27 protein-coding genes and 3 tRNA genes are annotated in these 26,290 nt (G+C 71.3%); 9 read left to right on the forward strand and 21 right to left on the reverse strand.

Going from position 1 to position 26,290, the window contains the following annotated elements:
* Positions 1-125 precede the first annotated feature (125 nt).
* The 6 genes from rpmF to AB0K12_RS18485 form a co-directional block, all read right to left on the reverse strand.
* Positions 126-305, reverse strand: coding sequence for a 50S ribosomal protein L32 (gene rpmF / locus AB0K12_RS18460; RefSeq protein ID WP_082535183.1), 180 nt, complete (start codon positions 303-305; stop codon positions 126-128).
* 1 nt (position 306) lies between these two features.
* Positions 307-858: a YceD family protein gene (locus AB0K12_RS18465; RefSeq protein WP_345389161.1), complete on the reverse strand. Its 552-nt coding sequence runs from the start codon at positions 856-858 to the stop codon at positions 307-309.
* A 72-nt stretch (positions 859-930) separates the two neighbouring features.
* A complete protein-coding gene (gene coaD, locus AB0K12_RS18470) occupies positions 931-1,407 on the reverse strand; it encodes a pantetheine-phosphate adenylyltransferase (protein ID WP_345389163.1) in 477 nt (158 codons plus the stop codon).
* 14 nt (positions 1,408-1,421) lie between these two features.
* Positions 1,422-1,988 (reverse strand): 16S rRNA (guanine(966)-N(2))-methyltransferase RsmD, encoded by a 567-nt coding sequence (rsmD, locus tag AB0K12_RS18475; protein ID WP_364562070.1) that lies wholly within the window; start codon positions 1,986-1,988, stop codon positions 1,422-1,424.
* A gap of 510 nt (positions 1,989-2,498) precedes the next feature.
* Positions 2,499-4,670: an ATP-dependent DNA helicase RecG gene (gene recG / locus AB0K12_RS18480; RefSeq protein WP_364562072.1), complete on the reverse strand. Its 2,172-nt coding sequence runs from the start codon at positions 4,668-4,670 to the stop codon at positions 2,499-2,501.
* A 53-nt stretch (positions 4,671-4,723) separates the two neighbouring features.
* Positions 4,724-6,265, reverse strand: a complete 1,542-nt coding sequence (locus AB0K12_RS18485; protein ID WP_364562074.1) for a DAK2 domain-containing protein — start codon at positions 6,263-6,265, stop codon at positions 4,724-4,726.
* A 275-nt stretch (positions 6,266-6,540) separates the two neighbouring features.
* On the opposite strand from AB0K12_RS18485, the gene rpmB reads away from it, so the two are divergent.
* The gene (gene rpmB / locus AB0K12_RS18490) at positions 6,541-6,726 is read left to right on the forward strand and encodes a 50S ribosomal protein L28 (protein ID WP_043618345.1); all 186 of its coding nucleotides are present in this window, start codon (positions 6,541-6,543) and stop codon (positions 6,724-6,726) included.
* A 307-nt stretch (positions 6,727-7,033) separates the two neighbouring features.
* On the opposite strand, the gene AB0K12_RS18495 is transcribed toward rpmB, so the two are convergent.
* A complete protein-coding gene (locus tag AB0K12_RS18495; RefSeq protein ID WP_364562076.1) occupies positions 7,034-8,725 on the reverse strand; it encodes a hypothetical protein in 1,692 nt (563 codons plus the stop codon).
* Positions 8,726-8,992: 267 nt separating this feature from the next.
* On the reverse strand, positions 8,993-9,970 hold the full coding sequence (locus tag AB0K12_RS18500) for a thiamine-phosphate kinase (protein WP_364562078.1): 978 nt from the start codon (positions 9,968-9,970) through the stop codon (positions 8,993-8,995).
* A 47-nt stretch (positions 9,971-10,017) separates the two neighbouring features.
* On the opposite strand from AB0K12_RS18500, the gene AB0K12_RS18505 reads away from it, so the two are divergent.
* Positions 10,018-10,251: an Lrp/AsnC ligand binding domain-containing protein gene (locus AB0K12_RS18505; RefSeq protein WP_345389169.1), complete on the forward strand. Its 234-nt coding sequence runs from the start codon at positions 10,018-10,020 to the stop codon at positions 10,249-10,251.
* 9 nt (positions 10,252-10,260) lie between these two features.
* Complete coding sequence (locus AB0K12_RS18510; RefSeq protein ID WP_364562081.1) at positions 10,261-10,692, forward strand: DUF3515 family protein; 432 nt, start codon at positions 10,261-10,263, stop codon at positions 10,690-10,692.
* Positions 10,693-10,697: 5 nt separating this feature from the next.
* Here the strand turns inward: AB0K12_RS18510 and AB0K12_RS18515 are convergent, their stop codons facing one another.
* From AB0K12_RS18515 to AB0K12_RS18525, 3 genes are all read right to left on the reverse strand, one after another.
* On the reverse strand, positions 10,698-11,792 hold the full coding sequence (locus AB0K12_RS18515) for a D-alanine--D-alanine ligase family protein (protein ID WP_364562084.1): 1,095 nt from the start codon (positions 11,790-11,792) through the stop codon (positions 10,698-10,700).
* A 64-nt stretch (positions 11,793-11,856) separates the two neighbouring features.
* Positions 11,857-12,867 (reverse strand): NAD(P)H-dependent glycerol-3-phosphate dehydrogenase, encoded by a 1,011-nt coding sequence (locus AB0K12_RS18520; RefSeq protein WP_364562087.1) that lies wholly within the window; start codon positions 12,865-12,867, stop codon positions 11,857-11,859.
* Positions 12,868-12,871: 4 nt separating this feature from the next.
* The gene (locus AB0K12_RS18525; protein ID WP_364562704.1) at positions 12,872-13,582 is read right to left on the reverse strand and encodes a lysophospholipid acyltransferase family protein; all 711 of its coding nucleotides are present in this window, start codon (positions 13,580-13,582) and stop codon (positions 12,872-12,874) included.
* Positions 13,583-13,661: 79 nt separating this feature from the next.
* Here AB0K12_RS18525 and cofC point away from each other — a divergent pair, with 79 nt between their 5' ends.
* Complete coding sequence (gene cofC / locus AB0K12_RS18530; protein ID WP_364562090.1) at positions 13,662-14,306, forward strand: 2-phospho-L-lactate guanylyltransferase; 645 nt, start codon at positions 13,662-13,664, stop codon at positions 14,304-14,306.
* A gap of 17 nt (positions 14,307-14,323) precedes the next feature.
* Entirely contained in the window at positions 14,324-14,539 is a 216-nt protein-coding gene (locus AB0K12_RS18535; protein WP_345389181.1) for a hypothetical protein, read from the forward strand.
* A gap of 57 nt (positions 14,540-14,596) precedes the next feature.
* On the opposite strand, the gene AB0K12_RS18540 is transcribed toward AB0K12_RS18535, so the two are convergent.
* From AB0K12_RS18540 to leuC, 4 genes are all read right to left on the reverse strand, one after another.
* Positions 14,597-14,896, reverse strand: coding sequence for an HU family DNA-binding protein (locus AB0K12_RS18540; protein ID WP_355428372.1), 300 nt, complete (start codon positions 14,894-14,896; stop codon positions 14,597-14,599).
* 100 nt (positions 14,897-14,996) lie between these two features.
* Positions 14,997-15,236, reverse strand: coding sequence for a hypothetical protein (locus tag AB0K12_RS18545; protein WP_364369702.1), 240 nt, complete (start codon positions 15,234-15,236; stop codon positions 14,997-14,999).
* A complete protein-coding gene (gene leuD, locus AB0K12_RS18550) occupies positions 15,215-15,802 on the reverse strand; it encodes a 3-isopropylmalate dehydratase small subunit (protein WP_364562096.1) in 588 nt (195 codons plus the stop codon). Before leuD ends, AB0K12_RS18545 begins: the two co-directional genes overlap by 22 nt.
* Before the next feature lie 15 nt (positions 15,803-15,817).
* Positions 15,818-17,203, reverse strand: coding sequence for a 3-isopropylmalate dehydratase large subunit (gene leuC / locus AB0K12_RS18555; protein ID WP_364562099.1), 1,386 nt, complete (start codon positions 17,201-17,203; stop codon positions 15,818-15,820).
* A gap of 62 nt (positions 17,204-17,265) precedes the next feature.
* Between leuC and AB0K12_RS18560 the strand changes: the two genes are divergently transcribed.
* Together AB0K12_RS18560 and AB0K12_RS18565 are read left to right on the forward strand one after the other, a co-directional pair.
* Entirely contained in the window at positions 17,266-17,982 is a 717-nt protein-coding gene (locus tag AB0K12_RS18560; protein WP_355428362.1) for an IclR family transcriptional regulator, read from the forward strand.
* A gap of 58 nt (positions 17,983-18,040) precedes the next feature.
* Positions 18,041-19,753, forward strand: a complete 1,713-nt coding sequence (locus AB0K12_RS18565) for a hypothetical protein (protein ID WP_364562103.1) — start codon at positions 18,041-18,043, stop codon at positions 19,751-19,753.
* A gap of 103 nt (positions 19,754-19,856) precedes the next feature.
* Here the strand turns inward: AB0K12_RS18565 and AB0K12_RS18570 are convergent.
* The 5 genes from AB0K12_RS18570 to AB0K12_RS18590 form a co-directional block, all read right to left on the reverse strand.
* A tRNA-Glu gene (locus tag AB0K12_RS18570) sits at positions 19,857-19,929 on the reverse strand.
* Between the two features lie 19 nt (positions 19,930-19,948).
* Positions 19,949-20,024 (reverse strand) — tRNA-Glu (locus tag AB0K12_RS18575).
* An 80-nt stretch (positions 20,025-20,104) separates the two neighbouring features.
* Positions 20,105-20,686 (reverse strand): hypothetical protein, encoded by a 582-nt coding sequence (locus AB0K12_RS18580; RefSeq protein WP_364562106.1) that lies wholly within the window; start codon positions 20,684-20,686, stop codon positions 20,105-20,107.
* A 250-nt stretch (positions 20,687-20,936) separates the two neighbouring features.
* Positions 20,937-21,557 (reverse strand): response regulator transcription factor, encoded by a 621-nt coding sequence (locus AB0K12_RS18585; protein ID WP_364562109.1) that lies wholly within the window; start codon positions 21,555-21,557, stop codon positions 20,937-20,939.
* Positions 21,558-21,627: 70 nt separating this feature from the next.
* Complete coding sequence (locus tag AB0K12_RS18590) at positions 21,628-23,001, reverse strand: sensor histidine kinase (protein ID WP_364562112.1); 1,374 nt, start codon at positions 22,999-23,001, stop codon at positions 21,628-21,630.
* A gap of 110 nt (positions 23,002-23,111) precedes the next feature.
* On the opposite strand from AB0K12_RS18590, the gene AB0K12_RS18595 reads away from it, so the two are divergent.
* Positions 23,112-24,029, forward strand: coding sequence for an alpha/beta hydrolase (locus AB0K12_RS18595; RefSeq protein WP_364562114.1), 918 nt, complete (start codon positions 23,112-23,114; stop codon positions 24,027-24,029).
* 39 nt (positions 24,030-24,068) lie between these two features.
* Here AB0K12_RS18595 and AB0K12_RS18600 read toward each other — a convergent pair.
* Positions 24,069-24,140 (reverse strand) — tRNA-Gln (locus AB0K12_RS18600).
* 166 nt (positions 24,141-24,306) lie between these two features.
* Between AB0K12_RS18600 and AB0K12_RS18605 the strand changes: the two genes are divergently transcribed.
* Entirely contained in the window at positions 24,307-26,277 is a 1,971-nt protein-coding gene (locus AB0K12_RS18605; protein WP_364562117.1) for a M3 family metallopeptidase, read from the forward strand.
* Positions 26,278-26,290: the final 13 nt, after the last annotated feature.

Consider the following 26,290-nt stretch of genomic DNA (forward strand, 5'->3'; position numbering starts at 1 on the left):
GGGGTAACGCGTTAGCCCCGGCGTCCACCACGGCCGCGGGCGAACCGCCGCCGCACGCATCTGAGACGGTAACGCCGACCGAGGCACAATGGCACTCGGTCGGCATCACGTCAACTGCTGGCGGATCAGGCGGACGGCTCGACGACCTGACGGCGGTTGTAGGTGCCGCAGGTGGGGCACGCGATGTGCGGCTGCTTCGGCGAACGGCACTGCGGGCAGCTCACCAGGGCGACAGCAGTCGTCTTCCACTGGGAGCGACGGGCGCGGGTGTTGCTCCGCGACATCTTTCGCTTCGGGACGGCCACGTCACTTCTCCTGATCGTTATCTTTGTCGGTAATCAGACCCTGCAACGACGCCCAGCGGGCGTCGATCTTCTCGTGCCCGTGGTCATCGCCGGCCTCGGCCAGCTTGACCCCGCACTCCGCACAGAGCCCCGCGCAGTCCTCGCGGCACACCGGACTCAGCGGCAGTGCGAGCACCACCGCGTCGCGGAACGTCGGCTCGAGGTCGAGCAGCTCACCGTCGAGCAGTGAGTCCTCCTCCGAGGCGTCCTCGTCGGAGTAGAAGAACAGCTCCTGCAGATCGACCTGGATCTCCGAGGAGACCGGGTCGAGACACCGCGCGCACTCCCCGGCGAGCGGGGCCTGCGCCGTGCCTGACACGAGCACGCCTTCCATCACTGCCTCGAGCCGGAGATCCAGCTCGACTTCGGCGTCCTTGGGAACGCCGATCATGTCGACGCCGAGATCCACCGGTGCCGGGAGAGTGAGGGTCATCTGCCGCATCGTGCCCGGCCGCTTCCCCAGGTCATGTGTGGAGATCACCCACGGGGAGCGGGGGTCGAGGTGCTGAGTCATCCTGCTCTCGCTAGGCATGGCGAAAAGCATCGCCGTCGTACAAGGCCGAAAAGTAAGGATAGCAGCTTGCGACTAGCCTCTGAGCCGCTCAATGAGCAGCTGGTGGACCAGGTCGGGCACGAGACCCGAGACGTCACCACCATACCGGGCGATCTCCTTCACCCGGGACGATGACAGGAACGAGTACTCGGGGTTGGTGGGCATGAACAGCGTCTCGACCCCGGACAGCCGGTAGTTGAGCTGAGCCATCTGCAGCTCGTAGTCGAAGTCGCTGACCACCCTGATGCCCTTGACGATGGCGGGGATGTCGTTCTGCTTGCAGAAGTCGACGAGCAGGCCGTGGAACTTGCGCACCTTGACGTTCGGATATTCCTTGGTCACGGTCTGCAGGATCTCGATGCGTTCGTCCACCGTGAACAGGCTGGATTTCTCGACGTTGATGAGGACTGCCACGGTCACCTCGTCGTACAACCGCGCGGAGCGGCCGATGATGTCGAGGTGGCCATTGGTGATGGGGTCGAACGACCCCGGGCAGACTACGCGGCGCAAGACGCCTCCCAGGTCTACGGGTTCCCGGCGGCGCGACCGTACCAAACGGACGCTTCGCCATATCTACGGACCCTCTCCTCAACGTACCCTTTTGGCCATATCAGCGGCCCTCCCCGGCTTTCCCTCTCGAAAGCCACCAATCCCTCTTCGACCAGCCAGCCGTTGTCCCGCAGCAGCTCAAGCACCGTCCGCACCTCGTCGTCGGGCACCGCGTAGGGGGGATCGGCGAAGACGATGTCGTACGGCGTGTCGGCTTGCCCGCCGAGCACCCGCTGCACCTTGTCGGCCACCACCCGCGCCCCGGCGAGGCCCAGCGAGGCGACGTTGGCCTTGATCGTACGCACCGCCTTGGGGTCGGACTCCACCAGCACCGCCTCGGCCGCGCCCCGCGACAGCGCCTCCAGCCCGACCGCGCCAGAGCCGGCGTAGAGATCGAGTACGCGGGCGTCGCGCAGGCCGTAGAGGGAGTCGAGCGTCAAGAGGATGCCTTCTCTGGCCCTGTCGCTGGTCGGCCGCGTGCCCCGCCCCGGCGGGACCGCCAGCCGCCGCCCACCCGCCGTGCCTGCGATGATCCGCGTCATGTCACCCATTGTCCCGCATGTTCACGCAGGTCAAGAGTGGACAAGTGTCGGCCTCGACTGCGCAAGGGTGATTCACATCGGGCCGGGCGGCCCGCATGATGATTCTGCGGCCTTCAAGGTGACCCACATGAAGGCCGACCGGCGTGATCGTGAGCCCTTCCGCACGCCGGTTCCCTCGGCACCTGACCCGAGGGTGGGCCCAGCCGGGGACGGCATTCGGGGGGAGGCCGTCCCCGGCGGCTGGGCCTGAACTCGCCTCACGAGCACCCGGCCATCGGCCCCTCTGCACCCCCGGAGCGCCGGCCGTTCCCACGACTCGGCCGCCCGCCCTCCGCGAACCGCCGGCTGCCAAGCTCTCGTCACGCGCCCTCCGACCGGCCGGCCTTCACCGACCGCCGCCCACCGGCAGACCCACGACGCGCGCCTCCGACAACCGCCTGGCCTCCGCACCCGCCCACTACCAGGCTCTTGGTGGCGCGCCCTCCGCAACCGGACGGGCTCATCGGGCCGTCAGGTCTTCTCCAGGTATTCGGCCTTCTCGTCGGCCAGCAGCCGGTCTATCTCCGCGCGCAGGCCGGCGTGCCTGGTCAGGTCGGGGTCGTCGGCCAGCAGGGCGGCGGCCTCGTCGCGGGCGGTGGTGATGACGTCCTCGTCGCGGAGCAGCTGCAGCAGCTTCAGCGACGTCCGCTTGCCCGACTGCGCCGCGCCCAGCACGTCGCCCTCGCGCCGCTGCTCCAGGTCGACCCGCGACAGCTCGAACCCGTCGAGCGTGGCCGCCACCGCGTCGAGGCGGGCGCGGGCCGGGGTGCCCTCGGGGAAGTCGGTGACCAGCAGGCAGAGCCCGGGCAGCCCGCCCCGGCCGACCCGGCCCCTGAGCTGGTGGAGCTGGGAGACGCCGAAGCGGTCGGCGTCCATGATGATCATGACGGACGAGTTGGGCACGTCGACGCCGACCTCGATGACCGTCGTCGCCACCAGCACGTCGAGCTCGCCCCGCGTGAAGGCGCGCATGATCGCGTCCTTCTCCTCGGGCGGGAGCTTGCCGTGCAGCGTGCCCACCCGCAGGTCGTGGAAGGGCCCCTCGGTGAGCATCTCGGCCACGTCGAGGACCGCGAGCGGCGGCCGCCGCTCGTCGTCGGACGCCGCCATGTCGCCCTCGTCGCCCTCGAGGTCGCCGATGCGCGGGCACACGATGTACGCCTGCCGCCCCAGCGCCACCTCCTCCTTGACCCGCTGCCAGGTGCGCTCGAGGTAGTGGGGCTTCTCGGCGGCCGGCACGACGTGGGTGGTGATCGGCGCGCGGCCGGACGGGAGCTGCGAGAGCGTCGAGACCTCGAGGTCGCCGAAGACGGTCATGGCGACCGTACGCGGGATCGGGGTGGCGGTCATGACCAGCACGTGCGGCCGGGCGTCACCCGCCTTCTCGCGCAGCGCGTCACGCTGCTCCACCCCGAACCGGTGCTGCTCGTCCACCACGACCAGCCCCAGGTCGGCGAACTGCACGTGCTCCTGCAGCAGCGCGTGGGTGCCGACGACGATGCCGGCCGTGCCCGAGGCCGCGTCGAGCAACGCCGAACGCCGCGCGGCGGCCCCCATCGACCCGGTCAGCAGCGTGACCGCGGTGCCGCCGAACATGCCGCCCTGCGCCAGATCGCCCAGCATCGTGGTGATCGAGCGATGGTGCTGCTGGGCCAGCACCTCGGTGGGCGCCAGCAGCGCCGCCTGCCCGCCGGCGTCGACCACCTGCAGCATCGCCCGCAGCGCCACCACCGTCTTGCCCGCGCCGACCTCGCCCTGCAGCAGCCGGTGCATCGGGTGCGCGGTCGCCAGGTCGGCGGCGATCTCCTCGCCCACCTGGGCCTGCCCCTCGGTCAGCGCGAACGGCAGCCGCCCGTCGAAGTCGGCGAGCATGCCGTCGGAGCGCCGGGGCCGCGGCTTGGCCGGCCACGCGGTCGCCGCCTGGCGCCGCTGGAGCAGCACGGCCTGCAGCACGAACGCCTCGTCGAACTTCAGCCTGTTACGCGCCCGCCCGACCTCCGCGAAGTCCTTCGGCCGGTGGATCGCCACCAGCGCGTCGCCGAGGTCCTGCAGGCCGTGGCGGGCCCGCAGCGCGGCGGGCAGCGGGTCGTCGAGCGGGCCCAGCGTGTCGAGCACGACGCCGACGGCCCGCCTGATCGCCCACGGCGTGAGGTCCTTGCCCGCCGGATAGATCGGCACCGGCGCCGCCGCGAACTCCTCGGCGCTCGCCTCGCCCTCCTCGAACAGCTCGAACTCCGGGTGCGCGAGCTGCCAGCGCGGCTTCGACCGCGCGCCGAACAGCCCCACCTTGCCGGCGAACATGCCGCGCCCGCCCGGCTTGAGCCGCGACTCGGCGACGTGGGAGCCCTTGCCGAAGAACGACAGATAGATCCTGTTGCCGTTGCCGTCGACGACCTCGACCTCCAGCCAGGTGCCGCCGCGGTTGCGCATCGGCTTGCGCATGAGCCTCGTCACCTCGCCCACCACGGTGACGTGCTCGTCGACCTCGAGCGCGTCGAGCGAGGTCAGCTCGCCGCGCTCGGCATAGCGTCGCGGATAGTGGCGCAGCAGGTCGCCGACCGTCTCCAGGCCGAGCACGCTGTGCAGCAGCTTGGCGGTCTTCGGGTCGAGCGCCTTCGTCAGAGGCTCGTCGAAACGGCTCACGGCAATAAGTTCTACCGCTTGCGGCCGACAGGAATCCCCAGCGACGCCGGGTATCACTCCACGCCGATGAGGAGCGGGTAGCCGCCCTGCTCGCCGTCGTACACGACGAGGTCCACGTCGGGCCGCGTACCCGCGACGTGCCGTTCCACCTCGGACGCCGCCTCCCCCGCGCCCTCGCCGGTGACCAGCGTGACCAGCTCGCCACCGCCCGCCAGCATGCGGTCCACCACCGTGACGGCCACGCCGGCGACCGACTCGCCGATCACGGCCACGTCCCCGCCGATCAGGCCCAGGACGTCGCCGGGCCGGCACACCCCGGCGCTCGTGAACGCCTCCTTGTCCGCCACCGTCACGTGCCCGCAGCGGGTGTGCCCTGCGGCGTCGGTCATCGCCACCACGTCGTCGTCGAAGCGCCGCAGCGGATCGTGCACGGCCAGCGCGGCCAGGCCCTGCACGGTCGCCTCCGTGGGCAGCACGCTGACCGTCACGCCCTCCTCGCGGGCGATCTCGGCGGCAGCGGCGGCGACCGCGCGTACGCCGTCGTCGTTCGGCAGCACGGCGACCTCGTCACCGGCCTGCCTGATCGCGGCCAGCAGCGCGGGCAGGGTGGGACGGGTGCCGGGCGCACGGCGTACGACGATCGCGCCGCACTCCTCGAACAGCGCCGCGATGCCGTCGCCCGCCGCGACCGCCACCACGCCGCTGCCATTGCCGCCTTTATGGGTGGGTTCGGCCAGGTACGTGATCCTGATTCGGTACGGACGCCCCGCCCTGATCCCCGCCTCCACCGCGGGACCGGCCTCGGGGACGTGGACGTGCACGTTCCACAGCCCGTCGCCGCCCACCACGACCAGCGAGTCGCCCATGGCGTCGAGTTCCTCGCGCAGCGCGGCCACCGCCCGGTCGCCGGCGTCCAGCAGGTACATGACCTCGTAGCCCGCGCCCGCCTCCGTCATCGGCGTCACCCGGGAGGTCGGCGCGGGCACCTCGTAGTGCTCGGCGGCGCCGCCCGTGACCACCGTGGCCAGCGTCTCCAGCACGATCGCCGCCCCCGCGCCGCCCGCGTCCACCACGCCGCTGCGTGCCAGCACGTCGAGCTGCTCGGGCGTACGGCCGAGCGCCGCCCGCGCCTCACCCGCCGCCTGCCGCGCCACTTCGGGCAGGTCGCCCTCCACCTCCTGGACGGCCCGTGCCGCCGACTCCAGCACGCTCAGCACCGTGCCCTCGACCGGCCTGGCCACCGCCTCCCTGGCGAGCACGGCCGCTCTGAGCAGCCCCGCCCGCAGGTCGGAGCCGTCCTTCAGCACCTCGGCGAGGCCGCGCAGCGCCTGGCTGACGATCACCCCCGAGTTGCCGCGCGCCCCCATCAGCGCGCCGTAGGAGAGGGTCTGCCAGACCACGGCGGCGTCCACGTCCTCGGGCAGCGACTCGACGGCCTCGGCCGCCGACAGCATGGTGAGGTGCAGGTTGGTGCCGGTGTCGCCGTCGGCCACCGGGAACACGTTGAGCGCGTCGATCTCCGTCCTGGCCCGGCCCAGCGCGTCGGCGGCCAGGCGGGCCCAGCGGCGTACGGCGGGCGGGTCGAGGATCTTCATCTGGTGCCTCCGGCTGTGTCCCCCGACCTGCTGCCCTGACAGCCCGGCCCCGATGACCGGCGCCGATGGTCCGGCACCGGCCGAGCGAACCGCCTGGATGCGCTACGGTTGTGCGAGGAGAATATCGCCGCCCGGGATCCGGCCCAGATGCTCTGGTTCGCGCCCATCGGCGTGGATCGGATATTCTCTTCTGGCTGGCCGGTCGTCCCGGCATGCCCTCCGCCCGGAAAGCATCAGCGGACAGGGCTACATCGACTGTTTTAAGGAGCGATACCGTGGCTTCCGTCTGCGATGTCTGCCGCAAGGGCCCGACCTTCGGCAACAACGTTTCCCACTCCCACCGCCGCACCCGCCGTCGCTGGAACCCCAACATCCAGACGGTCCGCGCGGTCGTCGGCGGCACGCCGAAGAAGCTGAACGTGTGCACCTCGTGCATCAAGGCGGGCAAGGTCACCCGCTAGTTCATCTTTCGAAGGGCCCGCCTCCCGTTCAGGGAGCCGCGGGCCTTCGCCATGTCCGGCCCCTTTGCGCAACGCGCCGCCGGAAGAGCCCTCAGCGCCGCCTCCAAGAGCTGAGGCGGCGTCGTCGGTTCAGGAGCCGTCGTCGCCCGCACGCGCCGAGGAGAACGCCACTCAGGGACGCGCGGACGGGGTCCTGCCCCGCCGAGAGGCCATCGCCGCACACCGATGGAGCCACCGACCCACCAGGTGGTGAGATCGGTGGCTCCAGGAGGCCGGTGCCCGCCCGGGGCGGGCGATCAGGCAGGGGTCAGCTGATGGCGCACTGGCCGGCGACCACGCCGCAGTTCTTGGCCTTGGTGCCGCGGCCGGTGGCGGTGAAGGAGACCTCGATCGAGTCGCCGGAGGCGAGCGTCGTGGAGACGTCGAGGATCAGCAGGTCGCCGTCCTGCGTCCACGTGGCGCCCTCCACCTTCACGACCTTGCCGTCCACCGGGACGGAGACCGTCGGGCTCCTGAGGGGTTGCACGGAGTCGTTGGAGAGGGTCAGGTTCGCCTGGTACGTGGTCAGCCGCTGCTTGATCGTCTGCCGGACGTTGAGCGCGCCGGTGTTCGTCAGCGGCGAGTCGACCCCCGAGTCGTTCGCCGGCGGGGTGGACTCGTCGGGGACGACCCCGGTGCCGGTGTCGGCGTCGTCCAGCGTGGACGGCTGCTCGCTCGGCGCCTCGGAGACGGTCTCCTCGGCCTCGGCCGACGGGTCGGCGGCCGGCTCGTCCACCGGCTTCTCCTGCTTCTTCACCCTCGTCTTGGTGGGAGTCGGCGTGGGCGTGGCGGTGCGGCGCGGCGCTCCCGCGTTGTAGGTAGCCGTCGGCGTCGGCCTGCTCGACGGCTCCTCGTCGGCCGCCGTCTCCTCCTCCACCGGCTCGTCCTCGGTCTCGGGCTCGGTCTCGGGCTCGCTCTCCTCGTCCACGGGTCCCGACCCGGCGGGCGCGGGCTTCTGGCTCGGCGCCTGTACGGCGGCGCAGGACGTACCCTCGCACTTGGCCGAGTCGCCGCTGGAGCTCATGAACTTGACGCCCGCCACCGTGCCGCCGAGCACGACGGCCACGGCCGCGACCGACAGCAGCGCCACGCGGCCCTTGCCGGCGCCGGACGGAGCCGCGGCGAGCACGTCGTCGTCACCGCCGCCACCGCCACCGCGGCCCTTGCGGCGTCCACGGCGGGCGCGCGGCTCGTCGGCGTCGTCCGGCCAGCCTGAGCCGTTGTCGGGGCCGAGGAAGCCGGTTTCGGCGTTCGCCCACGCGGGGGCCAGCATGGCGGTCGGCTCGCCGGCCACCTTGACGTCGCCCGGCTCGGGCGGGACGCCGGGAGGCGGGTCGAACCGCGCGGTACGGCTGTCGGGCGCGTCGTCGAAGGGCGAGGAGCCGAAGGGGTCGTGGGGATCAGCCGGCCCGTCGAAGGGACCGCGCTGATCGTTGACCGGCCCGTGCTGGTCTCCGGGCCCGTCGAACGGGCCACGCTGCTCGGACCCGTGGAAAGGCCCCTGAGGGCCCGCGGGAGCGTCGAACCGATCCCGCTCATCCTCGAACTGCATCCGCCGGCCGTCGAAGGGCTCACGCTGATCGCCGAAGGCGCCCGGCTGGTCGTCGAAGGAGCCTCTCTGGCCCCCCGGCGGGTCGAAGAGCCCGCGCTGCTCAGCGGGCGGATCGAACAGCGCGTCACCCTGCCCGGGGAACTGCTGCGCGCCCCCGGGCCCGCCGAAGACGGCCGTCTGGTCGGGAGGCTGGTTCCACTCCTGCGGGCGGGCGAACGCCCCCGTCGTCTCGAACGGCCCTGCGTCATCCATGCCCGGGTCCAGGCCCGGGTCCATCCTGGGGTCATGCCCAGGCTGCTGCGGGTAGGCGCCCGCGGGGTCGTTGGCGGGCACGGCGAAGGCCCCGGTGGTCTCGAACGGCTCCGACTGCGGCGCGCGCGGAGGCGGCCCGTCGGCGCGCCTCGGCATCGGAGCCCACTGCCCCGTCACCTCGGGCTGGTCCGGGAGCGACGGCCAGCCCGGCGGCTCGGCCTGCTCGTCAGGACCCCAAAAAGCGCTGTGCCCCCGTTCGTCCCCGTCTTCGGATCCACCTGTGCCGTGGCGGCCCATGGCTGCCCTTTCTTCCCGGTTACAGTGGCCGCCAATCTTCATAACACCTTTGCTACACCGTTGTCACAGCAATCCCGCTAGTCATACCCCAAAACAGGAAAATTTCACGTAAATCGGGACATCTCATCACTGAAAGTGATCCCACCCGCGATGCCCGATCGCCCGCCCGCGCACCACCACGTCAGAACCCTCGGCGACCCGGCCCACGACCTGCCACGACGCCGGCAACGACACCTCGGCGGGGAACACCGCCGCCAGCGCGTGATCCTCGCCACCCGACAGCACCCACTCCAGCGGATCGGCCCCCAGCTCCTTGGCCGCCGCCGCCACCGGCTCGGCCGTGGTGAACACGGTGAAGGCCGCGGGATCGAGCTCGATCCGTACGCCACTGGCCCTGGCGACGTGCCCCAGATCCTGCAGCAGCCCGTCGCTGACGTCCAGCATGGCGCTCGCGCCCAGCTCGGCCGCCTCGACCCCGCTCGCGTACGGCGGGCACGGCCGCCGATGCCCCGCCACGGCCGCCCGCAGCCCGGGGGTGTCCACGGAGACGCCCGCCTCCAGCAGCGCCCACCCTGCGGCGGCGTGGCCGAGCCGCCCGGCCACCGCCACCACGTGCCCTGGCCTGGCTCCCGACCGCAGGACGGGAGCGCGCCCGCCGAGGTCGCCCAGCGCGGTCACGCCGAGGACGACCAGGTCGCAGCGGGTCACGTCGCCGCCCGCCACGCTCGCCCCCACGACCCCGCACTCGTCGGCGAACCCGGCGGTCAGCTCGTCGAGCCAGCTCACCGGCAGGTCGGCGGGCAGGCCGAGGCCGACCACGAGCGAGGTGGGACGTGCGCCCATGGCGGCCACGTCGGCGAGGTTCTGGGCGGCGGCCTTGCGGCCGACGTCGTATCCGCGCGACCAGTCGCGCCTGAAGTGGCGGCCCTCGATCAGCAGGTCCGTCGAGACCGCGACACGCCCGTCGGGGGCGCCGATGACGGCGGCGTCGTCACCCGGGCCGAGCATCACCGCGGCACCCTGGGGCAGTTGTGCGGTAATGCGATTTACCACACCGAATTCGCCGAGATCTCCGACTGTGATGACGCACCTCCTGACGCACACAGGGTACGGTGGCCCTTCGGCGTGATCCAATCGCCCGGGAGGACGTGATGGTGCAGGCCTACATCCTTATCCAGACCGAAGTCGGCAAGGCCGCCGCCGTGGCTCGCGAGATCTCCGGGATCCCGGGGGTCACCCGGGCCGAGGACGTGACGGGCCCCTACGACGTGATCGTGCGCGCGGAGGCCAACAACGTCGATGAGCTGGGCAAGCTCGTCGTCGCCCAGATTCAGGCGGTGGAGGGCATCACGCGTACGCTGACGTGTCCGATCGTCCATATCTGAGGTCCCTAGATGCGTGTCGCCGCCGTCCTGCTCGTTCTCCTGACACTCGCCGGCTGCGGCGGCGCCGTTCAGGTCGAGCCGCCGCGTCCTGAAGGCGAGGCGGCGACGGCCTGCGACCGGCTGGCCCCGCTGCTGCCCAAGACGCTCGACGGCGAGGAGCGCGGCACGTCCGAGCCCGCGTCCCCCTACGTCGCCGTATGGGGCTCGGGCGTCATCGCGCTGCGCTGCGGCGTGCCGCGGCCGGTCAGGATGGCGCCGACCGACCAGCTGCAGGAGATCGAGGGCGTGGGCTGGTTCGCCGACCCGGAGAAACCGGCGTTGTTCACCGCCGTGACCGACACCGCGTACGTCGAGGTCACGGTCGGCGGCGAGCACGTGGCGGCCGAGGTGCTCGCCGACCTGTCGGGGCCGATCGCCCAGGCCACCACGCCCAGGGCCTGATCTGATCAGCGCAGTCCCGGCCTGCGCTGCAGGGCGAGCTGGATGAGCCGCTCGACCAGCTCCGGATAGGACAGCCCCGAGGCGGCCCAGAGCTGCGGCGCCACCGACAGCGAGGTGAAACCGGGCATGGTGTTGATCTCGTTGAAGATCAGCTTGCCGTCGGGGGTGTAGAAGAAGTCGACCCTGGCGAGCCCCTCGCAGTCGAGCGCCTCGAACGCCCGCACCGCCATCTCGCGCAGCTCCTCGGCCGTCTCCTGCGGGATGTCGGCGGGCACCGTGAGCGACATCTGGTCGGGGTAGTACTTCGCCGCGAAGTCGAAGAACTCCTGCCCGCCCTCGACCTTCACCTCGCCCGGCATCGACGCGGCGGCCCGCTCGTCGCCGGGCGACTGCAGCACCGCGCACTCGATCTCGCGGCCGGCGATGGCCGCCTCGATGAGGACCTTGGGGTCGTGCTCCCTGGCCAGCTCGATGGCCGCGGCCAGCTCCGCGCGGTCGCCCGCCTTGGAGATGCCCTGGGACGAGCCCGCCCTCGCCGGCTTGACGAAGACCGGGTAGCCGAGCTCCTCGGCCTCCTTGAGCACGGTCTCGCGGTCGAGCCGCCAGTCACGCTCGCGTACGACGACGTAACGGCCGATCGGCAGCCCGGCCGCGGCCATGACGGTCTTCATGTGGGCCTTGTCCATGCCGACCGCGCTGGCCAGCACGCCGGAGCCGACGTAGCGGACGCCGGCCATCTCCAGCAGGCCCTGGATGGTGCCGTCCTCGGCGAACGGGCCGTGCATCACGGGGAAGACCACGTCGACGGTGCCGAGCTCGACGGGGATCGCGCCGGGGTCGTACGCCACGAGGCCGCCGCTCCCTGAGGGCAGCGCGAGCGCCGCGCCGGAGGTGTCGACGACCGGCAGCTCGCCGGACTCGATGGCGAACCGCTGGTCGGAAGCGGCCAGCACCCACCTGCCGTCCTGGGCGATCCCGATCGGGATCACCTCGTACTTGGTCCTGTCGATCGCCTCCAGCACACTGCCCGCCCCCATCAGGGATACGGCGTGCTCGGAATTGCGACCTCCGAAAACGACGGCGACGCGTGGCTTGCTCATGGTGTCCGAATCTACCGGGGTGTCCCGGTCACAGCGAGCCGAGCACGCCGTATTCAGGTCATTCTCACAACCCGTACCGTTCAGGTTTCGGCGAGCGGGACATCAGCAGCATTCCGGCCTCGGTCGGCGACATGCCGTCGTGCACGACGCCGACGACGACCTCGGTGATCGGCATCTCCACGTCGTGCTTCCTCGCCAGCTCCAGCACGGACTCGCACGACTTGACGCCCTCGGCGGTCTGCTTGGTGGCGGCGACGACCTCATCCAGCGTCATGCCCCGGCCGAGGTTCTCGCCGAACGTGCGGTTGCGCGACAGCGGCGAGGTGCAGGTGGCGACCAGGTCGCCCATGCCGGCGAGCCCGGCGAAGGTGTGCGGGTCGGCGCCGAGCGCGGCCCCGAGCCGGGAGATCTCGGCCAGGCCGCGCGTGATGAGCATGGCGCTGACGTTGTCGCCCATGCCCATGCCGGCGGAGACGCCGACGGCGAGGGCGATGACGTTCTTGACCGCGCCGCCCAGCTCGACGCCGACGACGTCGGGGTTGGTGTAGGGGCGGAACCACGGCGGCAGGTGGCAGATCGCCTGCAGCCGCTCGGCCACGCTCTCGTCGGTGCAGGCCACGACGGTCGCGGCGGGCTGGCGGTGGGCGATCTCCATGGCCAGGTTGGGCCCCGAGACGACGGCCACCCGCTCGTCGGGCACCTCGGCGACCTCGCGGATCACCTCGCTCATCCGCTTGGTGGTGCCCAGCTCGATGCCCTTCATCAGGCTCACCAGCACGGCGTGCGGCGGGATGTACGGCTTCCAGGCCGCCAGGCCGGCCCGCAGCCGCTGGGACGGCACCGCGAGCACCACGAAGTCGGCCCCCGCGAGCGCCCGCCCGGGGTCGGTGGTGGCCCGCAGCGAGGGCGGGAGCGGCACGCCCGGCAGGTAGTCGGGGTTGACGTGGTCGCGGTCGATCGCGTCGACCAGCTCCTGCCTGCGGCCCCAGAGCGTGACCTCGTTGCCCGCCTCGGCGAGGAGCATCGCGAACGTGGTGCCCCACGAACCCGTGCCGAACACGGCTGCCTTCGTCATGCGCTCACCGCCTGGTCGGATCGTAGGGGGTCTCCGGTGCCTTCTCGCCGCGCAGCTCGGCGAGCTGGGCGGTGACCGCGGCCATGATGTCGGCCGTGGCCTCGCGCAGCACGTCGGCGTGCGTCGGCCGGCCTGCGTACTTCGACAGGTCGACCGGCGGGCCCACCGTCACGCGGAACGTCTTGCGGGGGAACAGCCTGGGCTTCTTCGCGCCGTACGGCAGCAGCTCGTGCGCCCCCCAGTGAGCCACGGGGATCACCGGGGCGCCGCTCTCCAGCGCCAGCCGGGCCGCGCCCGTCTTGCCGGTCATCGGCCACAAACCAGGGTCGCGGGTGCAGGTGCCCTCGGGATAGAACAGGATCGCGCAGCCGTCGGCCAGCCGCTCCTCCGAGATGCGCAGCGACCTCGCGGCCTCGCTGCTGCCCCGCTCGACCGGGATGGCCCGCAGCGCGGCGACGGCGTGACCCAGGAACGGCACCTTGAACAATCCCGACTTGGCCAGGATGACCGGCCAGCGGCCGTGGTTGTAGAGGAAGTGCGACAGCAGCACCGGGTCGGCCCACGACAGGTGGTTGGCCGCGATGATCACGCCGCCCGTCCTCGGCAGGCGATCGCCGTTACGCCAGTCTTTCTTGACCAAAAGCCAGGACAGCGGTTTCACCACGACGACTGCCAGGGTTTCCCAGAAACGCGAGGGTCTCGTGGGGCGGCTCATGGTCTCCTCCAGGACGTACGGGATGCGCCCCAAGTCTCCCGGTTGGCCGCGTGGGATGTCGAGGCGCGATGCTTACCCTATGAGCATCCGCTGGTCCCTGGTCATTCCGGTGAAGACGCTGGTCGCGGCGAAGACCCGGCTGGCGGCCGCGACGGGGCCGCACCGCACGCGGCTGGCCGTGGCCGTGGCCTGCGACACCGTGGCCGCCGCGCTGTCCTGCCCGCCCGTCGCCCGGGTCATCGTGGTGACGGCCGATCCCGCCGCCGCCGGGCCGCTCGCCGCGCTGGGCGCCGACGTGGTGCACGACCCCGATCGGGGGCTGAACACGGCGCTGCGTACGGGCGCCGCCCACGCCGTACGCGTCGCGCCCGATGACGCGGTGGGCGCCCTCCAGGCCGACCTGCCCGCGCTGCGTCCCGCCGAGCTGGCGGTGGCGCTGGGGGCGGCGGCCGAGTTCGACCAGGCGTTCGTGCCCGACGCGCTCGACGTCGGCACCACCTTCTACGGGGTGCGCCCAGGTCAGCCCTTCACGCCGCGGTTCGGCGGCGAGTCGCGGGCCAAGCACCTGGCCGGCGGCGCCAAGGAGCTGTGCGTGCCCGGCATCGACTCGGTCAGGCGCGACGTGGACACCCCCGACGACCTGCGCGCGGCGATCGAGCTCGGGCTGGGCAGGCACACGGCCGCGGTGGTGGCCGAGCTGTGGCCGGTTGATCGGGAAGGGTGAGCGCTTAAGCTGGTGGCGTGCAGGCGACCGTACGCAGTTTCGACGAGGCCACCCGTTCCGGCACGGTCTTCCTCGACGACGGTGCCGTGCTCCCCTTCGGCGCCGCCGCCTTCGACGCGGGCCCGCTGCGGCTGCTCCGCTCAGGCCAGCGGGTCAATCTCGGCATGAGCGGCGGCGAGATCGGCTACATCACGCTGTCCACGTTCCCGGTGCCCGACGCCTACAAGCCCTGATCCGGACACGCGGACGCCCGGGCCGAGATGGCCCGGGCGTTCGGCGGTCCGCTGTGTTTACTTCTTCTTGCCGATTTTCTTGCCGCCCTCGTTCACCAGTTCTTTGAAATCAGAACCGGGACGGAACTTGGGCGCCCAGCTCTCGGCCACGTTGATTTCCGCGCCGGTGGACGGATTGCGCGCCGTGCGGGCGGGCTTGTTCACCATCTCGAACGCGCCGAAGCCCGTGATCGAGACCTTGTCGCCGCCGGCCACGGCCTTCTGGATGGCGTCGATGACCGCGTTGACGGCCTCCGTGGCCGTCTTCCTGTCGCCCACCCGATCCGCGATGGCCTCGACGAGTTCTCGCTTGTTCATGAAAGTCCTGCTCCCCCAGTTACGGCTCGGGGTTCCAGCTCACGAGTTCGACGTAGAAACCCCTTACGGGCTCTGAAAGTAGGCGGGATCGCCGATGAACTCAATCACCTAGCGGGTTTTCTTCACTACGTGGCGTGTCGAAAGCCTCGTCAAGAGCCCGCAGAAACGCCCCGAGGCGCAGCGCCGCTCTTTCCCTGTCGTGCTTCGCCAGGTCGCAGATCGCGAGATAGCGGCGCCCGAGGCGTTCCCTGCGGTCGGCGGGCAGCATGCGGACGCGGCGGTGCGCCTCGCGCAACCGCCGCGCCAGTTCGTCGTCTTCTAGACGGTCGTCGGCAGCCATGGCTGCCGACCATTCTCGTACGCCGCCACTTCGCCCTCGTGACGCAGGGTCAGCCCGATGTCGTCGAGCCCCTCCATCAGCCGCCAGCGGGTGTAGTCGTCGATCTCGAACGGGACGGCCTCGCCGGCCCAGCGGACCTGGCGTTCGACCAGGTCGACGGTCACGTCGAGCGTGGGGTCCGCCTCGACGGCGGCCTGCAGCTCCTCGACCTTCTCGCCCGGCAGGACGACGGGGAGCAGGCCCATCTTGGTGGAGTTGTTGCGGAAGATGTCGCCAAAGCGGGCGGCGATCACGACGCGGAACCCGTACTGCTGCAGCGCCCAGACGGCGTGCTCGCGGGAGGAGCCGGTGCCGAAGTCGGGGCCGGAGACCAGGATCGAGCCGCCCTCGTAGGAGGGGTCGTTGAGCACGAACGTCGGGTCCTCGCGCCAGGCGGCGAACAGGCCCTTCTCGAAGCCGGTGCGGCTGACCTGCTTGAGCCAGACGGCCGGGATGATCTGGTCGGTGTCGACGTTGCTGCGGCGCAGCGGCACCGCCGTACCGGTGTGGGTGGTGAAGGCTTCCATGGAACGTGGTCTCCCTTACAGGTCGGCGGGGGCGGTGAGGCGGCCGGTGACGGCGGTCGCGGCGGCGACCTGCGGCGACACCAGGTGGGTGCGGCCACCCTTGCCCTGGCGGCCCTCGAAGTTGCGGTTGGAGGTGGAGGCGCTGCGCTCGCCCGGCTTGAGCGTGTCGGGGTTCATGCCGAGGCACATCGAGCAGCCGGCCTCGCGCCACTCGGCGCCCGCGGCCTTGAACACCTCGTGCAGGCCCTCCTCCTCGGCCTGCTTCTTGACCATCATCGAGCCCGGCACGATGAGCGTGCGGGTCTTGACCTGGCGGCCGCGCAGGACCTCGGCGGCCGAGCGGAGGTCCTCGATGCGGCCGTTGGTGCACGAGCCGACGAACACGGTGTCGACCTCGATCTCGCGCAGCGGCGTGCCGGCGGTCAGCCCCATGTACTCCAGCGCCCGCTCGGCGGCCGAGCGCGCCACCGGGTCCTCGAAGCTCTCCGGCGCGGGCACGGACTCGCCCAGCGGCAAGCCCTGGCCCGGGTTGGTGCCCCACGTGACGTAGGGGGTCAGCGTGGCGGCGTCGATCTCCACGACCTTGTCGAAGACGGCGTCGTCGTCGGTGCGCAGCGACTTCCAGTATTCGACCGCCTGGTCCCACGCCTCGCCCTTCGGCGCGTGGGGGCGGCCTTTCAGGTACGCGAACGTGGTCTCGTCGGGGGCGATCATGCCGGCCCGCGCGCCCGCCTCGATCGACATGTTGCAGATCGTCATGCGGCCCTCCATGGAGAGCTTGCGCACGGCCTCGCCGCGGTATTCGACGATGTAGCCCTGGCCGCCGCCGGTGCCGATCTTGGCGATGATGGCCAGGATCAGGTCCTTGGCGGTGACGCCGACCGGCAGCTCGCCGCTGACCTCGATGGCCATCGTCTTCGGGCGGTAGGCGGGCAGCGTCTGCGTGGCCAGCACGTGCTCGACCTCGGAGGTGCCGATGCCGAACGCGATGCCGCCGAACGCGCCGTGCGTGGAGGTGTGGGAGTCGCCACACACGATGGTCATGCCGGGCTGGGTGAGACCGAACTGCGGGCCGATGATGTGCACCACGCCCTGCCCCGCGTCGCCCATCGGATGCAGGCGGATGCCGAACTCGGCGGCGTTCTTGCGCAGCGTCTCGACCTGCGTCTTGGAGACCGGGTCGGCGATGGGGCCGAGCACGGTCGGCACGTTGTGGTCCTCGGTGGCGATGGTGAGATCGGGCCGCCGCACCTTGCGGCCGGCGAGCCTGAGCCCGTCGAACGCCTGCGGGCTGGTCACCTCGTGGATGAGGTGCAGGTCGATATAGAGCAGGTCCGGTTCGCCCTCCGCGCGACGGACTACGTGTTGCTCCCAGACCTTCTCGGCCAGTGTGCGGCCCATGATCTCCTCCTTGAGAATCATCCGACTTGCTTTCTCATATGTCGAGACTGCAGTATCGGTGTATGGACAACTCTAGCGGAGTCGGAGTACTCGACAAGGCGGTTCTTGTACTCAATGCCCTCGAAGCGGGACCCGCTTCACTGGCCCAGCTCGTCCAGGCCACCGGCCTGGCCCGCCCCACCGCCCACCGGCTGGCGGTCGCCCTTGAGCACCACCGCATCGTGAGCCGCGACACACAGGGCCGTTTCGTGCTCGGCCCCAGGCTGTCGGAGTTGTCCACCGCCGCCGGCGAGGACCGGCTGCTGGCGGTCGCCGCGCCCGTTTTGATGCACCTTCGTGACCTGACCGGGGAGAGCGCCCAGCTGTATCGCCGCCAGGGCGACGAACGCGTGTGCGTGGCCGCCGCCGAGCGCGCCAGCGGCCTGCGCGACACCGTGCCCGTCGGGTCCGCGCTGCCCATGACGGCAGGCTCCGCAGCGCAGATTCTGCTGGCCTGGGAGGAGCCCGACCGGCTGCACAGGGGGCTGCGCGGGGCCAAGTTCACCGCCGCCACGCTGGCCTCCGTACGCCGCCGTGGGTGGGCTCACAGCGTCGGCGAGCGCGAGCAGGGAGTGGCCAGCGTCTCCGCTCCCATAAGGGGTAGCGGCGGCAAGGTGATCGCTGCGGTGTCGGTCTCCGGCCCCATCGAGCGCCTCACGAGAGCGCCAGGACGGCTCCACGCGGTGCCGGTCATGGCCGCCGCCGAGCGGATCACCGAGGCCATGCGCCGGACATCATGATCAGCGAAAGGCGTTATTTCGGGAGCCGACAGCCTCGCGGGCACACTAGCCTGAGTGCGTGACAGATCGCATCGAGGTAGCCGCCACTGAGCTGCGACCCCTGCTCGAAGAGTTCATCATGTGGGCGCGTGCGAACGCCCCCGGGAGCGACCCCGAGCTCGTGGGGCCCGCCGCACTGTGGCACCGTCTCGCCTTCTCGCAGGACCTCGGCACGTGGAAGCGCGCCGACCTGCGTAACCTGCTGCTCGACCGCATGCCGAAGGTCGTGGAGGATCCCGACGCCGCCGCCGACGGGATGCTCCCGGCCGTCGACGCCTACCTGACCTTCCTCGACAGCACCGGCCGGCTGGGCAAGGGCTCCGACTCCCTCGCCGATCTGCAGGCCGAGCTCGACGACGTCGAGGACGAGTTCGTCGACCTGATGGAAGAGCTGCTCGACGAGAGCGAGGGCGAGGAGGACGACGACGACGCCGGCGACCTCGGCGACTTCGAGCCGTTCGCCGACGAGCTGTCCGAGCTCGACACGGTCAGGCTGCGCCCCGACTCCGAGCTGGCCGCTGCCGCCCGCCAGACGCCCCTGGTCGCCAAGGCCCGCGATCTGGCCGTGTGGGTGGGCACAGGGCGCAAGGTGGGCGAGGAGACCTTGCTCACAGACGCGGAGGTCGAAGAGGCGCTGGAGGCCGTCGGCCTGCCCAGGCCCGAGACCGAAGGGCCCGTCTCCGAGGCCGTGCCCCAGCTGTGGAACATCTGGAACCTCGCCGTCGACCTCGAGTTCCTCGAGCCGGGCGAGGGCGGCACCGTCACCGTCCAGGACGACACCGCCGAGTGGCCGTTCGACGACGACGAGGACGTGCTCGACGCGTGGATGCTCGGCCTCCACTCCGTCGACTACGGCGACCCCGAGCTCGACGACGACGACCTCACCATGGCGCTGGCCGGCCTGACCAGGGGCGTGCTCGTCCGGCTGCTGCTGGCCGGCGGCTCGCGCGAGATCGACGGGCTCGCCCGCGAGCTGGGCGAGGCCGCCGCCGACCTCGACGAGCTGGGCGGCGACGCCTGGGAGGCGGCCGGCGACGACCCGCTGGCGTCCTCCATCGAGTGGCTGACCGGCTACGGCATGGTCGAGCGCGACGGCGACGTGCTGCGTCTCACCCCGCTCGGCACCGAGGGCGTCGTCCACCTCATCGACGACGCCGACATCGAGGTCGACGCCCGCCCGGCGATCGACTCCATGAGCGCCCACGAGCTGCTCGCGCTCAGCGCCGAGCTGCCCGAGGAGGAGGCCGACGCCGAGTTCGCGGCCTGGATGCGGCTGCGCGAGCCCGCCAAGGCCGCCGAGGAGCTGCTGGCCGCCGCGGCCGAGGACGACAGCGACGCGCTCATCAGGGTGCAGGCCGCGAGCGTGGTCGGCACGCTGGGCGAGGCCGCCGTGCCGGCCTGGCAGGCGGCACTCGACCACCCCTCGCTGCGCCCCTACGCGGCCACCCACCTCAGCCAGCTGGAGGTCGAGGACGCGCCGGAGCCGACGCCCGACGACACCCACTGGCTCATCCTCGACATGTGGACGATCTCGGCCGGTCTCGGCCGCTCCGAGTTCGTCAGCAGCCTGCGCGACATCGGGCCCGACATGGTCAACGACCTGCTCGAGGTGATCTGGAAGATCCCGCACGCGCACGTGGAGGAGCTGCTCGACCTGATCTCCCAGGTGCACCCCGACAAACAGGTGGCCAAGGCCGCGCGGCGCGCACTCTTCAAGGCCCGCTCGAAGTAGGTTCCGCCGGGTGCCGCCGCGAGGCGGCACCCGGTTTCTTTTTTCTCGCGTACGGAAAACAAAAAGCTCCGGGCTTTGAGCACCGGAGCTGATGTTGCAGACGTAGTCCCGACCGGATTCGAACCGGCGCTACCGCCTTGAGAGGGCGGCGTCCTGGGCCACTAGACGACGGGACCTTCGCGGGCTTGTGACAAGTGGTAGTCCCGACCGGATTCGAACCGGCGCTACCGCCTTGAGAGGGCGGCGTCCTGGGCCACTAGACGACGGGACCCTGTCCACAAGCTGCTGTGCCGGGGGCTTCCCCGGCGACGCAGGTAACTCTACCGCACCTGGAAGACCACACCAAACCGCTTAAGGGCCCATCAGATCGGGCCTGTAGCGGCGGACCCAGTCCCCCATCGGGCCGCGCTGCCACACCGGGTCGAACTCGCCCAGCGGGATCGTCACCTCCGGCCTGCCCGTCGCCGGGTCCACCGGGACGCGCGCCAGGCGGTCCCGCATCCAGGCGGGGATGCGCGGCGGCACCGCGCGCTCGCCCCAGCCGACGAGCCCGACCGAGCGCAGCGCCTGCACCCTGGCCCTCGCTCCCCCCGGCCGTCCCATCCTGCGGGGGTTGGCGAGCTGGGTCTCCACGACGTCGATGCGGGTGACGTCGCGCCAGCGCAGCCACACCCTGAACCCCATCCGGTCGACCAGCTCGACGCCCTCGGGCGAGAAGCGGGCCACGGTGCCCTGGGTGAGACGGCGATGCTTGACGGCCAGGACGCCCACCAGCACGCCGGTCGCGAGCAGGCCGATCAGGACGCCCAGCGGGGTGCTGTTGGTGAGGATCGCGCCCAGGAGGAGCAGGACGAAGAAGAAGAGGATGAGCGGGGCGATGAACGGAGCGAGGAAACGCGGGAAACCCCCCGCGCGGGGTCGAAACTCCACCATAAGACGCCCAACTCTACCGAACTGCCACCGCATGATCACAACCTGCAACCAACCCCCCATCCGATGACCCCGCCGTAGTTCACCAACCGTCCCTCAAAGAGAGGGGCGGACGACCACCCGGCGAAAGGCCGCCGGCAGGCGCCGTTCGGCGATCGTCCCCCAGCGGCAGGCGGGGTAGGCGAACGCCCGGCGAAGGCTGCGGCTTGGGCATCGGCAGGCGTGGTTCGCCGGCCGTTCCCCTGCGGCGGCGTCAGCGGGGGAGGAGGCCGCGGCGGTAGGCTTCGCCGACTGCGGCGGCGCGGTCGCGGACGTCGAGTTTGGCGTAGATGTGCAGCAGGTGCGTTTTGATGCTGGCCTCGCTGATGAACAGGCTCGCCGCTGCCTCCTTGTTCGTGGCGCCTGCGGCCACCAGGCGCAAGACCTCCAGCTCTCGCGGGCTCAGTTGCCCCCTTGCGGGGCGGCGGACCTGGTCGGCGAGGCGGCCGGCCACGGCGGGGGCCAGGACGGTCTCGCCGCGGCTGGTGGCGAGGACGGCGCGGGCCAGGTCGGCGGGCGGGGCGTCCTTGAGGAGGTAGCCGGTGGCGCCCGCTTCCAGCGCGGGCAGGACATCGGTGTCGAACGTGGTCAGCACGAGCACCCGGGGGCCCGTGCCGGCCAGACGGCGGATGGCGGTCATGCCGTCCATGCCGGGCATGCGCAGGTCCATGAGGATGACGTCCGGCGTCAGCTCCCCGGCCAGGCGTACGGCCTCCTCGCCGTCGCCCGCCTCCCCCACCACGACGATCCCGCTCTCGGGGTCACGGGTGAGGGCGGCGCGCAGGCCGTCGCGCACGATCGGGTGATCGTCGGCTATCAGCACCCGCACGGACATGACCGCTCCCCCTCGTCGGCTGCCGGCGCTCGCTCGGGCATGGCCGCTCCCTCTGTCGCGGTACAGCGTCTCATCGGCGCCCGTCCGACGTGGTGGGTGGGATGGCGGGGACGGCGGCGGCGACGGCGGTGCCGTGGCCCGGCTCGGATTCGACGGTCAGAGTGCCGCCCAGGGCGCCGGCGCGCCGGCGCATGCTGTCCAGGCCGAAGCCGTCAGTCGGCCGCTGCGGCGGGAAACCGCGGCCGTCGTCTCGGATGTCCAGAAGGATGAGATCGTCGGTGTACGTCAGGGTGAGGCCCGTCCTGGTGGCGTTCGCGTGCTTGGCGACGTTGGCCAGGGCCTCCTGGGCGATGCGGAACAGGGCGGACTCCACGTCGGCGGCCAGGGCGACCGGCGTGCCGGTGACCTCGAAGCGCAGGTCGACGCCCGCCGTCTCGGCCCACGACCTGGCCATGTGGTGCAGGGCCTGGGGCAGGTCGGTGCGTCCGAGTGGCTCGGGGCGCAGAGCGCTGATCGAGCGGCGGGTCTCGGCCAGGCCGCGCCGGGCCAGCGCGGCGGCCCTGTCGAGGTGCTCACGGGCCGGCCCGCCGGCGGCATGACCGGCGGCGTCGAGCTGGCCGATCAGGGCCACGAGGTCCTGGGCGAGCGTGTCGTGGATCTCGCCGGCCACGCGATGCCGCTCGTCCAGGACGCCCGCCCGCCTGGCCTGGTCGAGGAGGCGGGCGTTCAGCTCGGCGTTCTCGTCCATGGCGGCGCGCAGGCGCTGGACGAGACGGCGGCGCCTGTCGTGCTCGGCGGAGACGTACCAGCCGGCGGCCACCAGCGGCAGGGCCACGCCGGCGAGCACCGCGAGCAGGGTGTCACGCGCGCCTGGCCCGGCCTGTACGGCGACGTTGACCAGGGCCGTCAGCGTGACGCCCGCCATGACCAGCCGGGCCGGGAACATGGCGATCGCCAGCGGGTAGCCGATCGAGGCGAACACGATGAACGCCGGGGCCTTGAGCGTCAGCCCGGCGGCGATGGCCAGCAGGACGAGGACGTGGCCGACGACGAGCGCCCGCTGCCGCTCCCGTACGGGATGGAGCCACGCGACCGGCACCAGCCACACCGCCGCCACCACCGCCAGGAACGGCCACGGCACGCTCCCCCACAACGCCTCCACGCTCAGAGGCCCCTGGGCCGTCCCCGCTGCGAGGGGACCGGCCAGCCAGGAAGGCAGGCCGAGGGTGGTGCCGGCGTCGGGGGCTCCCCCTGGTTCGGCGAGGGCGGTCACCAGTGAGCTGACGGCGAGCAGCGCATAGGCCAGCACGGCGAACACCCACCGCTCACGCCCCTGCCCACCGGCGGGCGGCCTCCGCGGCTCGGAGCCGCCACCCCGGGGCGGTGTCCGCGGCCGGGAGCCGTCAGGCGGTGTCCGCGGGTCGGGGGTGTCGGAGCTGGTCATGGGGTTGAGCTTGGCATGGCATCGACCGATCGGTTGATGGCCGGCGTCCACCGGTTCTCGGGCCGGGTGGGCGATGTGGGGACACCGGCGCCGGCGCGAGCATCGAAGGCATGAACACGACGCGCAGAACCGCTCTTCAGCTCGCCGCCGCCGGTGCCCTCGCCTCCACGGCGGTGGTCAAACCCAGGAAGGACGTCACCACGTACGTCTTCGTCTCCGGCTCGAACGGGGTGGCAACGGCCGACCTCGAGCTGACGTCGCGCGGGCACCGCTCCATCGGGGTGGGGCTGCCGGGGCACGGCCCCGAGGAGCAGTTCGTCCGCGCCTACCAGGCGCCGCAGGACCTGGCGGCGCTGGCCACGCTCAAGTCGCCGGTCGCGGGGGTGACGCTCGACGACTACGTGGACGCGACGGTCAAGGTGGTGCGCCAGGTGGCGGAGCACGGGCCGGTGATCCTGGTGGGCGGCAGCCTGGGCGGCGCGACGATCACGAAGGTGGCCGACGCCGTGCCGCACCTCATCGACACCCTCGTGTACGACGCCGCGTACTGCTGCACCCGCCTGCGCTCCCCCAACGACTACACCGCCACTCCTGAAGGCAAGACCAGCCTGGCGGCCAGCCTGGCGAGCGGCATCGTGGCTGACCCCGCGGTGATCGGGGCGCTGCGCGTCAACTGGCGCAGCAACGACCCGGAGTTCCTGGCCGCGGCCAGGAGGACGTTCATGGCGGACGGCACCGAGGGGGAGTTCCTGGCCCTGCTGAACACCCTGCTGCCGGACGAGAGCATGCGGGTGACGTCCGCCGACGCCAGGGGCCGCAAGGAGCGGTGGGGCAGGGTGCGCCGGGTCTACATCAGGCACACGAAGGACCGGATGATCCCGCTCGCGCTGCAGGACCGGATGATCAAGGAGGCGGACGCGGCCACGCCGGGCAACCGGTTCGAGGTTTTCTCGGTGGCCGCCACGCACGCGCCGACGGCTCGGGCGTACAAGGAGATCTCGGAAATTCTGCATCGGCTGGCGAAATGAAAAAACGGACGCCTCACCGGGGAGACATCCGTTCATATGCTGGGGTACCAGGACTCGAACCTAGACTAACTGAACCAGAATCAGTCGTGCTGCCAATTACACCATACCCCACCGCTGCGATCTCCTCGCGGAGCGCGCTTTGGCGACGTCCGAAAGAATAGCCCAGCTCCGGGGCTAAGACCAAAACGAATGTCCCGGCCCCCCTCCACTGCTCCCACCGGGTCCCCGTCCGTGCCAAGCTGAAGGGGACAAAACACCACGTGGAGGAGCCCAAGCGTTGGCCGAGAATCCGTTCTTCGCCCCTAGCGATCTGCCGTACGAGCTGCCGCCCTTCGCCGCGATCCGGGAAGAGCACTACCTGCCCGCGTTCGAGCGCGGCATGGCCGAGCAGCTCGCGGAGGTCGAAGCCATCGCCGGCAGCAGCGAGCCGCCGACGTTCGACAACACGATCGCCGCTCTCGAACGGTCGGGCAGGATCCTCGACCGTACGGCCACGGTCTTCTTCAGCGTCGCCGCGTCCAACACCACGGACGGCATCATGGAGATCGAGAAGCAGATCTCCCCGCAACTGACCCGGCACAGCGACGCGATCCGGCTCAACCGGCCGCTGTGGGCCCGCATCAAGCAGGTCGCCACGGAGGACCCCGAGGAGTCGTGGCTGCTGGAGAAATACCGCCAAGACTTCATCAGGGCCGGCGCCGACCTGTCCGAGCCCGAGCAGGAGCGCCTGCGCGCGCTCAACGAGGAGCTGTCGCGGCTGTCCACCGAGTTCGCGCAGAGCCTGCTCAAGGCGACCACGGAGTCGGCGCTGGTCGTGACGGACCCGAAGGAGCTCGACGGGTTCGACGAGGCCAAGATCGCCTCGCTGCGCCAGGACGACGGCACGTACGTCCTGCCGCTGCTGAACTTCACCGCCCAGCCGGGCCTGTCCCAGCTGACCGACCGTGACGTGCGCCGCCGCCTGTACGAGCTGAGCGTCGGCCGCGCCCCGGGCAACTTCACGCTGGCGGCCAGGATGGCGGCGCTGCGGGCGGAGCGGGCGCAGCTGCTCGGGTTCCCGACGCACGCCGCGTACACCGTGGCCGACCAGACGGCCAAGACCGTCGAGGCGGTCGAGGAGATGCTCGGCCAGCTCGTCGGCCCCGCCGTGCGCAACGCCGAGAAGGAGGCCGAGGCGCTGGCGGAGCAGGCCGGGTTCCCGATCGAGCCGTGGGACTGGCCCTACTACTCCGAGAAGGTACGCCAGGCGCGCTACGAGTTCGACGGCGCGGCCATGCGGCCGTACTTCGAGCTCAACAGGGTCTACCGCGACGGCGTGTTCTTCGCGGCGACCAAGCTGTACGGCATCACCTTCGCCGAGCGGCCTGACCTGGGCGGCTACCACGAGGACGTGAGCGTGTTCGAGGTGTCGGACGAGGACGGCAGCCCGCTCGGGCTGTTCGTGCTCGACCCGTACGCGCGGCCGAACAAGCGCGGCGGCGCGTGGATGAACAACCTGGTCGACCAGTCGTTCCTGTTCGGGCTGAAGCCGGTCGTCATCAACAACCTCAACGTCACCAAGCCGGCCTCGGGGCCGACGCTGCTGACGTACGACGAGGTCAGCACCGCCTTTCACGAGTTCGGTCACGCGCTGCACGGATTGTTCTCGCAGGTGCGCTTCCCCCGCGTGTCGGGCACGAGCGTGCCGCGCGACTTCGTGGAGTACCCGTCGCAGGTCAACGAGATGTGGGTGACCTGGCCCGAGGTGCTGGCCAACTACGCCAAGCACTACGAGACGGGCGAGCCGATGCCGGCGGAGCTGGTGGCGAAGCTGGAGGCGGCCGAGAAGTTCAACCAGGGCTTCCAGACCGTCGAATATCTGGCCGCCACGCTGCTCGACTGGGCCTGGCACAAGCTGGCGCCCGGCGAGACCGTGGACGACCCTGAGGCGTTCGAGGCCGCCGCGCTGGAGGCGGCGGGGATCGCGTTCGCGCTGGTCCGGCCGCGTTACCGGACCAACTACTTCGCGCACATCTTCTCGGGCGGCTACGCGGCCGGCTATTACTCCTACATCTGGAGCGAGGTGCTGGACGCGGAGAGCGTGGAGTGGTTCAAGGAGAACGGCGGGCTCACCAGGGCGAACGGTGACCACTTCCGCCGTGAGCTGCTGTCGCGGGGCGGCAGCATCGACCCGCTGACGGCGTTCAGGAACTTCAGGGGGCGCGAGGCCGGCATCGGGCCGCTGCTGGCCCGCCGCGGCCTCGTCTGACGTCGCCGGCTGG

Origin of the sequence: Nonomuraea sp. NPDC049419 (assembly GCF_040676995.1) — a bacterium.
Lineage (GTDB): Bacteria > Actinomycetota > Actinomycetes > Streptosporangiales > Streptosporangiaceae > Nonomuraea > Nonomuraea salmonea.

Excerpts from the sequence above, each read along its gene's own strand:
- AB0K12_RS18465 (WP_345389161.1), bottom strand. The coding sequence starts at position 858 with ATGACTCAGCACCTCGACCCCCGCTCCCCGTGGGTGATCTCCACACAT.
- rsmD (WP_364562070.1), bottom strand. The coding sequence starts at position 1,988 with ATGACGCGGATCATCGCAGGCACGGCGGGTGGGCGGCGGCTGGCGGTC.
- AB0K12_RS18485 (WP_364562074.1), bottom strand. The coding sequence starts at position 6,265 with ATGAAGATCCTCGACCCGCCCGCCGTACGCCGCTGGGCCCGCCTGGCC.
- AB0K12_RS18495 (WP_364562076.1), bottom strand. The coding sequence starts at position 8,725 with ATGCCGAGGCGCGCCGACGGGCCGCCTCCGCGCGCGCCGCAGTCGGAG.
- AB0K12_RS18505 (WP_345389169.1), top strand. The coding sequence starts at position 10,018 with ATGGTGCAGGCCTACATCCTTATCCAGACCGAAGTCGGCAAGGCCGCC.
- AB0K12_RS18510 (WP_364562081.1), top strand. The coding sequence starts at position 10,261 with ATGCGTGTCGCCGCCGTCCTGCTCGTTCTCCTGACACTCGCCGGCTGC.
- AB0K12_RS18515 (WP_364562084.1), bottom strand. The coding sequence starts at position 11,792 with ATGAGCAAGCCACGCGTCGCCGTCGTTTTCGGAGGTCGCAATTCCGAG.
- AB0K12_RS18520 (WP_364562087.1), bottom strand. The coding sequence starts at position 12,867 with ATGACGAAGGCAGCCGTGTTCGGCACGGGTTCGTGGGGCACCACGTTC.
- AB0K12_RS18525 (WP_364562704.1), bottom strand. The coding sequence starts at position 13,582 with ATGAGCCGCCCCACGAGACCCTCGCGTTTCTGGGAAACCCTGGCAGTC.
- cofC (WP_364562090.1), top strand. The coding sequence starts at position 13,662 with ATGAGCATCCGCTGGTCCCTGGTCATTCCGGTGAAGACGCTGGTCGCG.
- AB0K12_RS18540 (WP_355428372.1), bottom strand. The coding sequence starts at position 14,896 with ATGAACAAGCGAGAACTCGTCGAGGCCATCGCGGATCGGGTGGGCGAC.
- AB0K12_RS18545 (WP_364369702.1), bottom strand. The coding sequence starts at position 15,236 with ATGGCTGCCGACGACCGTCTAGAAGACGACGAACTGGCGCGGCGGTTG.
- leuD (WP_364562096.1), bottom strand. The coding sequence starts at position 15,802 with ATGGAAGCCTTCACCACCCACACCGGTACGGCGGTGCCGCTGCGCCGC.
- leuC (WP_364562099.1), bottom strand. The coding sequence starts at position 17,203 with ATGGGCCGCACACTGGCCGAGAAGGTCTGGGAGCAACACGTAGTCCGT.
- AB0K12_RS18560 (WP_355428362.1), top strand. The coding sequence starts at position 17,266 with ATGGACAACTCTAGCGGAGTCGGAGTACTCGACAAGGCGGTTCTTGTA.
- AB0K12_RS18580 (WP_364562106.1), bottom strand. The coding sequence starts at position 20,686 with ATGGTGGAGTTTCGACCCCGCGCGGGGGGTTTCCCGCGTTTCCTCGCT.
- AB0K12_RS18585 (WP_364562109.1), bottom strand. The coding sequence starts at position 21,557 with ATGTCCGTGCGGGTGCTGATAGCCGACGATCACCCGATCGTGCGCGAC.
- AB0K12_RS18590 (WP_364562112.1), bottom strand. The coding sequence starts at position 23,001 with ATGACCAGCTCCGACACCCCCGACCCGCGGACACCGCCTGACGGCTCC.
- AB0K12_RS18595 (WP_364562114.1), top strand. The coding sequence starts at position 23,112 with ATGAACACGACGCGCAGAACCGCTCTTCAGCTCGCCGCCGCCGGTGCC.